Origin of the sequence: Henriciella marina DSM 19595, assembly GCF_000376805.1 — a bacterium.
Lineage (GTDB): Bacteria > Pseudomonadota > Alphaproteobacteria > Caulobacterales > Hyphomonadaceae > Henriciella > Henriciella marina.
The window spans coordinates 632,322-644,884 of sequence record NZ_AQXT01000002.1 but is presented as its reverse complement, the minus strand read 5'-3'; the positions used below and the strand labels follow the sequence as shown (position 1 = coordinate 644,884).

Below are 12,563 nucleotides of genomic sequence, written 5' to 3'. Positions count from 1 at the left end.
GTGCTCAGTGCGTGGCCGCGTTCCATGTGCGCGCATTAAATTGTGGGCTGACTGGACATAAGCCCTTGATGGGGACGCGCCTCGCAAGGCAAGCTCCGCAAAGATGATAAATCCATTCGCCTCTCGTGCAGCCATAAACGATCTCAGCGGTCTCTGGACCGGCTTTTATGCCTATGACCTGACCGATGATGCGGTGCCTTTTACCGCCTGGATTTCCGAAAACGACGGCACGATTACAGGCTCCGTACTTGAGGAAGATATCACCTCGCCAGAGCCCGACGGCGAATGCACGTCTGAAATAATCGGCGAACGCCATGGCCTGGATGTGCGCTTCACAAAGATCGAAACCGCGGGCCCAGATGGCAGTCTTCGGCTTCTGCGTTATCAGGGCGATACAGATCCTGAGTGCTGCGTCGTCAGCGGCGTGTGGTTCTTCGATAACCCCGCCGACAGTTCCGGTACGTTCATGATGACCCGCATCTCGGGTGGGCTTAAAGCGACGGTGCAACCGGCTGCGGCCCGCCAGGGCTCGATTGGCCGCGATACCGAGGAGTAAGGCCGGTGAGCGAGGAATCTCCCTCCAACGTCACAGAGTTTTCTGTCTCCGAACTCGCTGGTGAGCTCAAGAAGACGATTGAAACGTCATTCGATCATGTTCGAGTGCGCGGCGAACTGGGCCGGGTCACGCTCGCCCGCTCAGGCCACATGTATGCCGACATCAAGGACGACAAGGCCGTCCTGAACACGGTGATGTGGAAGGGCTCTGTCTCCCGTCTCCCCTTCAAGCCTGAAGAAGGCCTGGAGGTCGTCGCAGAGGGCCGCCTCTCCATCTATCAGGGCCGGTCGAACTATCAGCTCATCGCAGACTTCATGCGGCCTGCCGGCGCTGGCGCCCTGATGGCGCTGCTGGAAGAGCGCAAGAAAAAACTGGCCGCCGAAGGTCTGTTCGACGAGCGGCACAAGAAGCCCCTTCCCTATCTTCCGCGTACCGTTGGCGTGGTGACCAGCCCCACAGGCGCAGTCATCCGCGATATTCTCCACCGGATCAGGGAGCGCTTCCCGGTGCGCGTCATTGTCTGGCCAGCACTCGTGCAGGGCGACCGGGCCGCCGCGCAGATCGAGGCGGGCATTCGGGGCTTCAACGCCATGCCGCCTGGAGACCGCCCGGACGTGCTGATCGTCGGGCGCGGCGGCGGCTCGATCGAAGATCTCTGGCCGTTCAACGAAGAGAGCGTGGTCCGCGCCGCCTTCGAAAGCGAGATACCGCTTATCTCCGCCGTCGGGCACGAGACCGACACGACGCTGATCGACTATGTCTCGGATGCGCGCGCACCAACGCCTACGGGCGCCGCAGAGATCGCCGTCCCAGTTCGCAATGATCTCATTATGGCGGTCGAAGAACGCGCCCAGAGTCTCACCCGCGCGCTATCGCGCCGCGTCCGCCATGACGCCGACCGGCTGAGGGCCTCACGTCTGCCGCGGCTAGAGACGCTTATTGCTCAGAAACGCCAGAGCCTGGATTACCTTGACGCAGGCCTTCGCGGTGGCCTTTCGAGCGCCATCAAGTCCAAGCACATCGATCTTGCACGCTGCGGAAGCCGCTTGCGAACCGACCCGCTCAGCAAGGATGCGCGCGAGGCGCGGCGGCGGCTTGCGGACACATCAAAACGGGCGCGCCCTGCCCTTCAGCGGCTGATCGATACGCAGAGGCAACAACTCTCCGCTAAAGGGAATTTGCTTGAAGCCCTCTCCTATCAGGCGACCCTGGCGCGCGGCTTTGCGGTCGTCCGTGATGAAGGGGGGGCGATATTGCGGTCAGCCAAGGCGGTCGCATCTGGTGAGCACCTGACGGTCACGCTGGGCGATGGGCGAATTGATGCGCGTGTTCTGGGAGAAGGAGTTGAGAAAGCTCCACCTCCGCCGACGCCTCTACCAAAAGCGAAACCCGCTCCTGCCGCGCCAAAGAAAGAACCGCCGCAGGGCGATCTTTTTTAGGTTCAGTCTGGCCTGACCTTCAAACCATTGCCTTCGGTGCCATCGACGATGACAGACGATCCGCTGGATGGATTGCTGCCGTCAGTGGTTTCGGCTGGCCATTCGGTATCGCCAAGACGCACCCGCCCGCGACCATCGGAAAAGCCCGCAATCACGGTCGCCCGCTTGCCGAGCGTTCTGTCCATCAGACGGTTAAGCGTCGGGTGATCGACGATCTTCGCGCGCATATCCGCAAAGACTGTTCGGCCAAGTACGATGAGACCAACGGCTGCCACCGCGAAGAAGAGGAATTGTCCTTGCCAGCTATGGCTGCCGATCAGCGCGAACGCCGCGAACATTGCCGTGGCTCCCGCTGCGACAGAGACCCAAAGAAAGTCGAATGTGCCGAGGATGATTTCGATGCCGAGCAGGACGAGTGCAAGCACCAGCCAGTGCCAGGCGGTGGTCGGCCAGACAAGATCGAGCAATGCATCCATCAGCTGTCTCTCCGGGAGCGCGTGGCCGGTACCGCGCCGCCTTGAGGTTCGGCGGCGGCTTTGCTCGCACTGGATGTCAGGCCGCGGATGCCCTCGATCGTTCCGAGGAGCGAGCTGAACTCTGCCGGGATGATAACCGTCTTGTTGCTCTGCGAGATCGCAAGCTTCTCGAAGGCCATGACATATTGCTGGCCGAGGAAGTAATTGACGGCGTTCACGTCGCCCTTGGCGATCGCTTCTGACACCATCGCGGTCGCCTTGGCTTCGGCCTCAGCCTCCCGCTCACGCGCCTCTGCGTCGCGGAAAGCCGCTTCACGCCGGCCTTCTGCTTCAAGGATCTGCGATTGCTTCTGGCCCTCTGCCTTCAGGATCGCCGACTGTTTGTCGCCTTCCGCCGTCAGGATTTCAGCCCGTTTCAGGCGTTCGGCCTTCATCTGGCGCGCCATGGCTTCCGTGATATCGGCGGGCGGGGTGAGGTCAGCGATCTCGATCCGCGTGACTTTCACGCCCCATGGGTTGGTCGCCGCATCGACTACAGACAGGAGCCGGGCATTGATCTCATCGCGGTTGGACAGCACCTGGTCGAGATCCATGGAGCCGACAACCGTTCGGATATTGGTCAGCGCAAGGTTCTGGATCGCGTTCTGAAGGTTGTTGACCTCATAGGCCGCCGAAACCGGATTGATGACCTGAATGAACACCACGGCGTCGCATGACACCATCGCATTGTCCTTGGTGATCACTTCCTGCGTCGGGATATCATAGACGCTTTCCATCATGTTCATCCGGCGCCCGACGCGCTGGTAGAATGGCACGATGAAGGTAAGGCCGGGGGTCAGCGTCTTGGTATAGCGACCGAAACTCTCGATCGTAAAATTGTAGCCCTGCGGCACGACTTTTACTGCCGAGACAAGCAGGATAAGCGCCACCACAGCTAAGACGATGACGACAATATATGACGGATCCATTCAGGCTCTCCTCTCTGAGCTGAGACTAATATCGGGCCTGAATCATCGTTATTCAATAAATGCAGATCGAAAAAACGGCGCACACCGGTCCGGGTATGCGCCGTTTATAGACGGAGTCAGCGTCTAAGGGAGAGGTTAAATCTGACCGAGAAGGTAGTCGGCCGATGACACTTTGAACTCGCCGCCATCTTCAACATTGAGCTGTTCGACGACGCCGTCCTTCACCAGCATGGAATAGCGTTTCGACCGCTCCCCCATACCAAAACCGCTGGCATCCATTTCAAGGCCCATGGCTTTGGCGAACGCGCCATTGCCGTCCGCCATCATGCGGACCTTGCCGCCTGTCTTGGCCTGCTCGCCCCACGCATTCATCACGAAGACATCGTTGACTGACGTACAAACGATATCATCGACGCCTTTGCCGTGCAGACTCTCGGCCTTTTCCACGAAGCCTGGCAGATGCTTTGCCGAGCAGGTCGGGGTGAAAGCACCCGGCACTGCGAAGAGGGCCACGGTCTTACCCTTGAAGATATCGTCAGTCTTGCGTGGCTCTGGGCCATTGCCCGTCATTTCCATCAGAACCGCGTCTGGCAGTTTGTCGCCCTGTTTAATTGTCATTGAGATTCTCCTGTGAAACTGCTCGCTTCTTATGCAAGTGTAACATGGGTTTCAATCGAACCTTGATAATTCCAGGGGTCTGAGTCAGCCTTTGCATGAAGAGAGGTGAAAACGTCATGATGAGCGATCTCACCGGCAAGCTTTTGATTGCCATGCCCGGGATCGGCGATTCCAGGTTTTTACGCTCTGTCGTCCTCGTCTGCGCGCATGAGCCTGAATACGCCATGGGGATTGTGCTCAACAAGCCGATGGACGACCTCACCTTGCCACAACTCCTGTCGCAGCTTGGCATCGAGCAGAATATCAAGATCCCTGAGGATGCTGTCCTTAGCGGTGGTCCGGTCGGCACCGACAGGGGGTTTGTCGTGCATACGGGTGATTTTCACTGCGAAGGCGCGACGCTCGATATCAACGAGGATTTCTGCCTGACCGCCACACGCGACGTCCTGGTTGCGCTTGCCTCAGATGACGCGCCTCGTGAATCGGTCATGGCACTTGGCTATTCAGGCTGGGGCGCCGGACAGCTAGAGACGGAAATCGCCGAAAATGCCTGGATTATCAGCGAGCCGATTCCCGACATTGTTTTCGGCGGGCGCCACGACACCAAGTGGACAAAGGCATTGAAGCTCATCGGCATCGACGCGGCCCATCTCCACTCGGCGGGGGGCAGTGCCTGATCTCAGGCTTTGAGAAGCTCTCCGGCTTCACGGGCGGGTAGCGGCTTCGAAAACGCAAAGCCCTGAACGTAATCGAACCCCAGCTCTTTCAACAGGCTGATCCTGCCGAGATCTTCCACCCCCTCCGCCGTTCTTGACATGCCAAGCTCATGGGCCAGCGTTGTCACCGCCTTCAGGATTGTCTGCATGCGTGACCGGTCCAGCTTGGCTATAAGATCGGCATCTACTTTCAGGCCATCGGCAGGCAGCGCCTCAAGCCATTCAAACGACGAATGTCCGGTCCCGAAATCATCGAGGATGATCCCTGCCCCGACATCCCTCAGCGCTTCAACTGTCTTCAGGACGGCATCCGGATCTCGCAGCGCCGCCTGCTCTGTGAGCTCAATCCTGAGCTGACCGTCCGAAAACGCATGCCCTGAGATCAAGTCTCCGACGAGCGTCACCAGCGCGTCTTCAGCCAGATCGGGCGCGGTCACGTTCACATTGACGAAGAGGTCGCGCCGGCCGCTCGCCATCATCCACGCGGCAAGGGATTCACTGGCGCGCATCAACATGGAGGTCGCTAGGCCGCGCTCTTGCCGCCCATCAGGACGGGAGGCATCAGCGGAGGGCCAGCGCGCAAGGGCTTCAAACCCATCTATGCGCCCGGACTTCAATGAAACGATTGGCTGGAAAACAGCCTCAAGCTCTGCCCCGGCTGGATCGGCGAACCATTCACCCGTTTCGATACGGCGCATGAGAACGCCCTCGGCTGAACCTGCCCCATCGAAAGCGCCAGTGAGCGAAACGACCTTACCCGTCGAAAGCTCCAACCTGCAGGAGACCCGCTCAGCATCTGGTCGATGGCCTGTAAAAAGCTTGTGAAGCCGCTGATGGCTCAGCCCGTCGAGAATCTTCGACACCGATTGGAGGGTCCATGTCCCGTCGATTTCCTGAAAATCGGTGGCAGCATCCACACGGATGCTCAGCCGCTGGGACTGTGCATTCCAGGTCCACTCGCCAAGCGTCAGGGGATCGGCCGTAATCATGCTGCCAAGCCTAGCCCCGTTCGCCCAGAGTGGCGAGATTTAGTGACGCCGATTTTCAAGGATGTAGTGGCGAACATCAGAAACCTCTGACGGCAGACGTTCAAACACCTCTGTCTTATCGGCAAGTCCCGCCACACGGTCCGGCAATGGACAGTCGCGACCAACCGCCTTTTCAACAGTTTCCGGAAACTTGGCCGCATGCGCCGTTGCGAGCACGACATCAGTAACATCACGATCACCACCCGCGCGGGCGACATGGGTGCCGACGGCCGTATGCGGACAGATCAGCCAGCCGGTTTCATCATGCACGCGGTTCATTTCAGACAAGGTGGCATCATTGGAAACCGATGCGCCCGAAAGCCCACTGCATCTGAGCGGCCCGGAAATCTGGTCCGGCAGCTCGACATCGCCGGTCTGGGCGAACCGTTCATAGAGGCCGCGCAACATTTGTGGATCACGGCCGCTCACCTCGAAGGCGAGCCGCTCGAAATTGCTCGGCACGGAAATGTCCATGGCGGGACTTGGCGTCGACAGCGCCGAGCGGCGCACCATACGGCCCTCATCGAAAAGAACCCGCAGCGTGTCGTTCTCATTCACGGCGCAAACCGCCTCGAAACCCGCCAGCAGACCGCATCGGGCCGCGACATAGCCTGCCAGCGCATCTCCCATGTTGCCGCTTGGCACAATGAAGCGGAGTGGCCGATTGGCCCCAAGGGCCGCCTGCGCGGTCGCATAATAGACCGACTGCGCTGCGATCCGCGCCCAGTTTATGGAGTTCACGCCGGACAAGTTTGTCTCAGCGACAAAATCGCGGTCGGCAAACAGTGATTTGACGATTGCCTGACAGACATCGAAATCCTCATCGATCGCGATGTTGTGGACATTGTCAGCGCCCGTCGTCGTCATGAATAGTCTCTGTACCGGCGAGACGCGCTCGAACGGGTGCAGGATGAAGAGATCCACCTGCGACGCGCCTGCAAAAGCCGCCGCTGCCGCCCCGCCCGTGTCGCCCGACGTTGCGCATGTCACGCTCATCCGGGTGCCCCGTACGGAGAGAACTTCATCGAACAGCTGCCCGATGAGCTGCATGGCCACATCCTTGAAGGCCAGTGTCGGCCCGTGATGAAGTTCCATGATGAAGCGGTTTGAACCCCACTGGACGAGCGGCGCGACACTCTTGTGCGCGAACCCGGCATAGGCCCGTTCGCAAATCGCCTCGACAGTGTCGCGCGGGAGCTCATCCCCCGCGAAGGCCGAGATGACGCGGCTGGCGACTGAAATATAGGGTTCGTCGATGCGGGCAGGCTCAATCGCGGGCCAGCTCTCTGGCACATAAAGCCCCCCATCCGGCGCAAGGCCGGAGAGACAGGCGTCAACAAAACCGACAGGTTCTGCCAGTCCGCGGGTTGAGATGAACTTCACGGCTTTCTCCCGAATTTCAGCCGGCCTTGAGACCGATGGAACGCGAGATACACGCCGATAAGACCAATGGCCATTCCCCACCATGTCAGAGCGTAACCGAAATGACGTTCTGGCGGCAGCGGATCGCGCCCGCTTAGCATCGCATAGGGGTTTTCAGTCAGCCGGGAGCGAGACATGTCTTCGCCGAGCCGAACGGTGAGTTCATCTGCCTCCACCACGCGCGGATCAGTCTCACCATAGCCAAGGTTTTCGAGCATGGCGGTGCCATTGAACCCATACCAGAGATCGCGCTGCGGCTTGCTCGACCCTGCAAGACCGCCTGTCTGCGCAGGGCGAAGGAAGACATTGGCACGGCGTTCATACGCGCCGAGGCTTTCAATCCCCACGGCGACGGGGTCGGTCCCGGATACCGCATCCCAGAGGACCAGAACCACAGGTCCCTCACCATCTATGCGGCCCGGCACATAGCGGCGCCAGACGGGCTCTCCGTCGATAATTCCATAAACCTGCTGGGAATTGCCTGAATTGGACGTGTCGATCTCAACGCTGGCGGTTTCGAACACATCATTCGCCACCACGCCCTGGGCTTTCTTCTCACTGTAGCGGGAGTACTGCCAGTTCCCCAGCATGATCAGGATGACCAGGCTGATCATGCTCAACACCGTCAGAACTGGCATCGGTCGGAATGTCATGAGGCTGCGCCACCGTTGCCTGTCCAACGGACCTCCTCAGCACTGTGTTTCCATTGCAGCGCGAACAGAACCAGCAGGACGGGCGGCATGATGGTGATCGCCAAAAGAAACATGACAAAAAAGGCCGGACCGTCACCGGCATCGGCCTTTGAGAAGTCAGCGCCGCAGGCGGAGCAATGCGGCGCAATCTCCAGGAAAGACTTGAAGACGGCCCCCTCACCGCAGGCCGGGCATCGGCAACCGAGCCCGGTCTTTATGGGTGAAACGTGACCCGCCAAAAAGGCCTCCTAGTGACCAAGCACCAGATACGGAATGACGTAGACGAAGGCGAAGAGGAACAACCAGACCACATCGACAAAGTGCCAGTACCAGGCGGCAAACTCAAAGCCGAGATGCTTCTTCGCGCTCATGCCGCCCATCATCAGCCTGATCAGGCACACAGCAAGGAAGATGGTGCCGATGACAACGTGAGCGCCATGAAAGCCGGTCGCCATGAAGAAGGCAGAGCCATACAGCGTGCCGTCATAAGAGAAGCCTGCGTGGGAATATTCCAGAATCTGAAGGCCGGTGAATGCAATACCCAACGCAACCGTTATGGCCAGCATATTGATCGCCGTCTTGCGGTTATCATGCTGAAGCGCGTGGTGGGCAGCTGTCACGGTAGTGCCGGACAGCAGCAGAACCAGCGTGTTCATGAGCGGCAGGTGGAAAGGATCGAACAGCTCAACACCGGCAGGTGGCCATTGGCCGCCGACCGCCTGAAGCGCTTCGGCATAGAGCGGGTTCGCCGCATCGAACGTTCCGCCGACGCGGGCACTTTGGAAAATGGCGAATTCGAAGAAGCTCCAGAACCAGGCAACGAAGAACATGATCTCTGAAGCAATGAAGAGGATCATGCCGTATTTCAGACCGATCTGAACCACAGGCGTGTGATCGCCCGCGCGGCCTTCCTTGATGACCTCACGCCACCAGCCGAACATGACATAGGCAACAAAGGAGAGGCCGATAAGCAGCAGCCATGGCGACCCTTCAGGAAGACCGAAAAGGCCTTTCATATAAATGACGGCGCCAATCGCCAGCACGACCATCGCCATCGACCCCAGCAACGGCCAGGGGGATGGGTTCACCAGGTGATAGTCATGTTTTACTTCATCATGTGCCATAGCCCGGAATCCCTATCGTCCATGTAATTCTTCGCGCCTTTTAGCCCGCAGGCCGCAGGAGTCGCAACCACTCAGTTAAGTGCCGCCGATTTAGCCGCACTTTCGAAATTATCAGTCTCATAGAAGGTATAGGACAACGTGATTGTCCGCACATCAGCAAGATTTGAATCGCTGTCCATGTCGGGTGAAACAAAATACACGACAGGAAGCTTTTTGGTTTCGCCCGCCTTGACGATCCGCTCCTCGAAGCAAAAGCATTCCAGCTTGTTGTAATAAATTCCGGCCTTGTGAGGCGTCACATTGTAGGAGGCCATCAGGCTCACATCGCGATCCGACGTGTTGGTCACCTCAAAGAAAGCCAGACCGTGTTCGCCAAGATGGACATCCATGTTCGTCTGCAGCGGCCGGAACAGGATTGGGGCATCCATGACGTTCGAATCGAACCGGACCGTAACAGATCGTTCGAGCACTTCCTCGGGCGCTGCTTCTGCGATCTGGGTCGTCCCACCAAAGCCGGTAACGCGGCAGAAGGTGTCGTAAAGCGGCTTCGACGCAAAGGCGAGCCCGAGCATCCCGAAGGCCACGACTGCCAATATGACGGTGATACGCAGATTGCTCATTACATCCGCTCCGGGACACCGCCGCCGAGCCGCATGATTGTGGTCAAGGCAACAAGAACGACGAAAGTGATCAGCGCCAAAGCGAGCCACAGGTTCCGGCGCTTCTGCGCCCGGCGGGCCTCATCACTGAGCTTTACAGGCTTGAAGTTTTCTTCGCTCACAGGATCCCCGCAACGTTGAAGTATAGCCCGGCCCCATGTTCGACGAGTAATGCCGCAAACAGCACGAACAAATAAAGGATCGAGAACGCAAACATGCGCTTGGCGGCTTTTGCACCCTCTGGCTGCACAGGCACGGCACCGGCGTCACTCCGCCAGACATCAACCGCAAACTTGACGAAAACGACGCCAAGAAGCGCTGCGGTAATGCCGTATATGACCCCGCCAAGGCCGGTAAAAACCGGAGCGAGCGCAAGCGGCGCCAACAGCAGCGTGTAGACCAGAATATGATTGCGCGTCGATTTCGCGCCGTGCGTGACAGGCAGCATCGGCACATTGGCTTTTTTGTATTCACCATGCGCCAGCAGGCTTAGCGCCCAGAAATGGGGCGGCGTCCAGAAGAAGATAATGGCAAACAGAAGCCAGGCATCAAGCGGCGCGCTGCCTGTGACGACGGCCCAGCCGATAACAGGGGGAAACGCGCCCGCTGCCCCGCCAATCACGATATTCTGCGGAGTCCGGCGCTTGAGCAGCATGGTGTAGAACCAGCCGTAATACGCAATCGAGAAGGCGAGCAGAAAAGCCGCGACAACGTTCGACGCCATCCACATCAGTAGAACGGAGACCCCGCTCATGACGAGGCCCATCGCCAGCGCTTCGCCGCGCGGCACGGCGCCCGACGGAATTGGCCGGGTCGAGGTACGCTTCATGACGGCGTCGATGTCGGCGTCATACCACATGTTGATTGCGCCAGCGGCACCAGAACCGAGCGCAATCGCAAGTGTCGCGATTGCGGCCATCACCGGATTGATCGCGACGCCGGTGACGCCATGTGCACTTACGAGACCAGCCAGACCTGTAAACACGACAAGCATCATGATGCGCGGCTTCATCAGCTGCACATAGTCACCGGCCGTGGCGTACCGCGGCGCTTGCGATGTCATATCTACTGTATCGACATGCGACATTTGACGTTCCTGCTCCATCAAGATGGAACGGCCCTCCGCGACACTGACGCGAAGGGCCGCTTTTGATCAGACGTTCAACGGCCCTTTAGTGGCTGCCTTGCGGCTTTACTTCTGGCAGCTCGTTGAACTGGTGGAATGGTGGCGGCGATGGAAGCGTCCATTCCAGCGTTGTTGCGCCCTCGCCCCATGGATTGGCGACACCTTTGCGGCGACGAACCGCAGCTTCGATGAGGCCGACAAAGAACAGCAGCGTAGCAACCAGAGTTACTGCATAGCCCATCGAAGACCAGAAGTGCCACGTCGAGAATGCGTCAGCATAGTCGATGTACCGGCGCGGCATGCCCTGAAGACCAAGGAAGTGCTGTGGGAAGAAAAGAAGGTTCGACCCGATGAACATGGTCCAGAAATGGGCGTACCCGATGAACTTGTTGTACTTCACACCGAACATCTTCTCGAACCAGTAGTACCAGCCGGCAAAAAGGCCGAACACGGCGCCGAGCGACAGCACATAGTGGAAGTGCGCGACGACGTAGTAGGTGTCGTGAAGGACGTGGTCGATCCCGGCATTGGCGAGCACCACACCCGTCACACCGCCAAGGGTGAACAGGAAGATGAAGCCGATCGCCCAGACCATCGGAACGGAGAAATCGATAGATCCGCCCCACATGGTCGCGATCCATGAAAAGATCTTGATGCCCGTCGGAACCGCGATCACCATGGTCGCTGCCACGAAGTAGGCCTTCATGTCAGCCGGCATGCCAACCGTATACATATGGTGCGCCCAGACGATGAAGCCGATCGCGCCAATCGCAACCATGGCATAGGCCATGCCGAGATAGCCAAAGACAGGCTTGTTGGAGAAGGTCGAAATAATGTGCGAGATGATGCCGAAGGCCGGAAGGATCATGATGTAGACTTCCGGGTGACCGAAGAACCAGAACAGGTGCTGGAACATCACAGGATCACCGCCGCCTGACGGGTCAAAGAATTGCGACCCGAAATTGCGGTCGGTCAGTAGCATAGTCAGCGCGCCAGCGAGCACTGGCAGGGCCAGCAGCAGCAGAACAGCCGTCACCAGTACGGACCAGGCAAAGAGCGGCATCTTGTGCAGGGTCATGCCAGGGGCACGCATGTTCAGGATCGTCACGATGAAGTTGATCGCGCCCAGGATGGAGGCAATACCAGCCGTGTGCAGCGACAGGATCAGAAGATCCATTGACGGGCCAGGATGGCCGGTCGTGCTGGAAAGCGGTGGATAGAGAACCCAGCCGCCACCGAAGCCGAGGAACTGGCCGGTGCCCGGAATGAGCATGGACGTACATGCCATGATGAAGGCAGCGACGGTGAGCCAGAACGAGATATTGTTCATGCGCGGGAACGCCATGTCCGGCGCACCGATCATGAGCGGCACGAACCAGTTACCGAAACCACCAATCAGCGCAGGCATAACCATGAAGAAGATCATGATCAGCCCGTGATAGGTAATCACGACATTGTAGAAATGCTTGGCGTGCTCGATCGCCTGATCGCCGGAATAGCCGAACCATTCCATCAGGGTCGTGAGCGGGCCGATACCAGGCTGCGCAAGCTCCAGACGGATAACACCCGACAGCGTATAACCGATCACACCAGCGCAGAGCGCGAAGACCAGATACAGCGTACCGATGTCTTTGTGGTTCGTTGACAGGAACCACCGCGTAAAGAAGCCCGGCTTGTGATCGTGGGCATGATCGTCATGGACGGTCGAAACTTGATCCATTGCCATGTCAGAAATCCTC

Annotated in this window: 15 protein-coding genes; 3 read left to right on the top strand and 12 right to left on the bottom strand. The window is 58.8% G+C overall.

From position 1 onward, the window contains the following. Nucleotides 1-103: 103 nt before the first annotated feature. Both F550_RS0103275 and xseA read left to right on the top strand, forming a co-directional pair. The gene (locus F550_RS0103275) at nt 104-556 is read left to right on the top strand and encodes a hypothetical protein (protein WP_018147103.1); all 453 of its coding nucleotides are present in this window, start codon (nt 104-106) and stop codon (nt 554-556) included. Nucleotides 557-561: 5 nt separating this feature from the next. Beyond that, entirely contained in the window at nt 562-1,995 is a 1,434-nt protein-coding gene (xseA, locus tag F550_RS0103270; protein WP_018147102.1) for an exodeoxyribonuclease VII large subunit, read from the top strand. 2 nt (nt 1,996-1,997) lie between these two features. On the opposite strand, the gene F550_RS0103265 is transcribed toward xseA, so the two are convergent. The 3 genes from F550_RS0103265 to F550_RS0103255 form a co-directional block, all read right to left on the bottom strand. Further along, nucleotides 1,998-2,471, bottom strand: coding sequence for an NfeD family protein (locus F550_RS0103265; RefSeq protein ID WP_018147101.1), 474 nt, complete (start codon nt 2,469-2,471; stop codon nt 1,998-2,000). After that, entirely contained in the window at nt 2,471-3,439 is a 969-nt protein-coding gene (locus F550_RS0103260; protein WP_018147100.1) for an SPFH domain-containing protein, read from the bottom strand. Before F550_RS0103260 ends, F550_RS0103265 begins: the two co-directional genes overlap by 1 nt. A 135-nt stretch (nt 3,440-3,574) precedes the next feature. Further along, nucleotides 3,575-4,057 carry a peroxiredoxin gene (locus F550_RS0103255; RefSeq protein WP_018147099.1) on the bottom strand — a complete coding sequence of 161 codons (483 nt, stop codon included), beginning with the start codon at nt 4,055-4,057 and terminating at the stop codon, nt 3,575-3,577. Nucleotides 4,058-4,173: 116 nt separating this feature from the next. Here F550_RS0103255 and F550_RS0103250 point away from each other — a divergent pair, with 116 nt between their 5' ends. Further along, nucleotides 4,174-4,734, top strand: coding sequence for a YqgE/AlgH family protein (locus tag F550_RS0103250; RefSeq protein WP_018147098.1), 561 nt, complete (start codon nt 4,174-4,176; stop codon nt 4,732-4,734). 2 nt (nt 4,735-4,736) lie between these two features. Here the strand turns inward: F550_RS0103250 and F550_RS0103245 are convergent, their stop codons facing one another. The 9 genes from F550_RS0103245 to ctaD form a co-directional block, all read right to left on the bottom strand. Continuing rightward, nucleotides 4,737-5,762, bottom strand: coding sequence for an EAL domain-containing protein (locus F550_RS0103245; RefSeq protein ID WP_018147097.1), 1,026 nt, complete (start codon nt 5,760-5,762; stop codon nt 4,737-4,739). A 39-nt stretch (nt 5,763-5,801) separates the two neighbouring features. Further along, entirely contained in the window at nt 5,802-7,184 is a 1,383-nt protein-coding gene (thrC, locus tag F550_RS0103240) for a threonine synthase (protein WP_018147096.1), read from the bottom strand. Further along, on the bottom strand, nt 7,181-7,876 hold the full coding sequence (locus F550_RS0103235) for an SURF1 family cytochrome oxidase biogenesis protein (protein WP_018147095.1): 696 nt from the start codon (nt 7,874-7,876) through the stop codon (nt 7,181-7,183). The genes thrC and F550_RS0103235 overlap by 4 nt, the downstream gene beginning before the upstream one ends. Further along, nucleotides 7,873-8,154: a DUF983 domain-containing protein gene (locus F550_RS16725; protein ID WP_018147094.1), complete on the bottom strand. Its 282-nt coding sequence runs from the start codon at nt 8,152-8,154 to the stop codon at nt 7,873-7,875. Before F550_RS16725 ends, F550_RS0103235 begins: the two co-directional genes overlap by 4 nt. A 9-nt stretch (nt 8,155-8,163) precedes the next feature. Next, nucleotides 8,164-9,039 (bottom strand): cytochrome c oxidase subunit 3, encoded by an 876-nt coding sequence (locus F550_RS0103225; protein ID WP_018147093.1) that lies wholly within the window; start codon nt 9,037-9,039, stop codon nt 8,164-8,166. Between the two features lie 71 nt (nt 9,040-9,110). Further along, nucleotides 9,111-9,659, bottom strand: coding sequence for a cytochrome c oxidase assembly protein (locus F550_RS16720; RefSeq protein ID WP_018147092.1), 549 nt, complete (start codon nt 9,657-9,659; stop codon nt 9,111-9,113). Beyond that, nucleotides 9,659-9,820 (bottom strand): hypothetical protein, encoded by a 162-nt coding sequence (locus tag F550_RS19275; RefSeq protein ID WP_018147091.1) that lies wholly within the window; start codon nt 9,818-9,820, stop codon nt 9,659-9,661. Before F550_RS19275 ends, F550_RS16720 begins: the two co-directional genes overlap by 1 nt. Continuing rightward, the gene (gene cyoE, locus F550_RS0103210) at nt 9,817-10,785 is read right to left on the bottom strand and encodes a heme o synthase (protein WP_018147090.1); all 969 of its coding nucleotides are present in this window, start codon (nt 10,783-10,785) and stop codon (nt 9,817-9,819) included. The genes F550_RS19275 and cyoE overlap by 4 nt, the downstream gene beginning before the upstream one ends. Before the next feature lie 85 nt (nt 10,786-10,870). After that, on the bottom strand, nt 10,871-12,544 hold the full coding sequence (ctaD, locus tag F550_RS0103205; protein ID WP_018147089.1) for a cytochrome c oxidase subunit I: 1,674 nt from the start codon (nt 12,542-12,544) through the stop codon (nt 10,871-10,873). Nucleotides 12,545-12,563 lie beyond the last annotated feature (19 nt).

What these genes read in the sequence shown, in the direction of transcription:
- F550_RS0103275 (WP_018147103.1), top strand. Translation starts at nt 104, where the DNA reads ATGATAAATCCATTCGCCTCTCGTGCAGCCATAAACGATCTCAGCGGT.
- F550_RS0103265 (WP_018147101.1), bottom strand. Translation starts at nt 2,471, where the DNA reads ATGGATGCATTGCTCGATCTTGTCTGGCCGACCACCGCCTGGCACTGG.
- F550_RS0103260 (WP_018147100.1), bottom strand. Translation starts at nt 3,439, where the DNA reads ATGGATCCGTCATATATTGTCGTCATCGTCTTAGCTGTGGTGGCGCTT.
- F550_RS0103255 (WP_018147099.1), bottom strand. Translation starts at nt 4,057, where the DNA reads ATGACAATTAAACAGGGCGACAAACTGCCAGACGCGGTTCTGATGGAA.
- F550_RS0103250 (WP_018147098.1), top strand. Translation starts at nt 4,174, where the DNA reads ATGATGAGCGATCTCACCGGCAAGCTTTTGATTGCCATGCCCGGGATC.
- F550_RS0103245 (WP_018147097.1), bottom strand. Translation starts at nt 5,762, where the DNA reads ATGATTACGGCCGATCCCCTGACGCTTGGCGAGTGGACCTGGAATGCA.
- F550_RS0103235 (WP_018147095.1), bottom strand. Translation starts at nt 7,876, where the DNA reads ATGACATTCCGACCGATGCCAGTTCTGACGGTGTTGAGCATGATCAGC.
- F550_RS0103225 (WP_018147093.1), bottom strand. Translation starts at nt 9,039, where the DNA reads ATGGCACATGATGAAGTAAAACATGACTATCACCTGGTGAACCCATCC.
- F550_RS16720 (WP_018147092.1), bottom strand. Translation starts at nt 9,659, where the DNA reads ATGAGCAATCTGCGTATCACCGTCATATTGGCAGTCGTGGCCTTCGGG.
- cyoE (WP_018147090.1), bottom strand. Translation starts at nt 10,785, where the DNA reads ATGTCGCATGTCGATACAGTAGATATGACATCGCAAGCGCCGCGGTAC.
- ctaD (WP_018147089.1), bottom strand. Translation starts at nt 12,544, where the DNA reads ATGGATCAAGTTTCGACCGTCCATGACGATCATGCCCACGATCACAAG.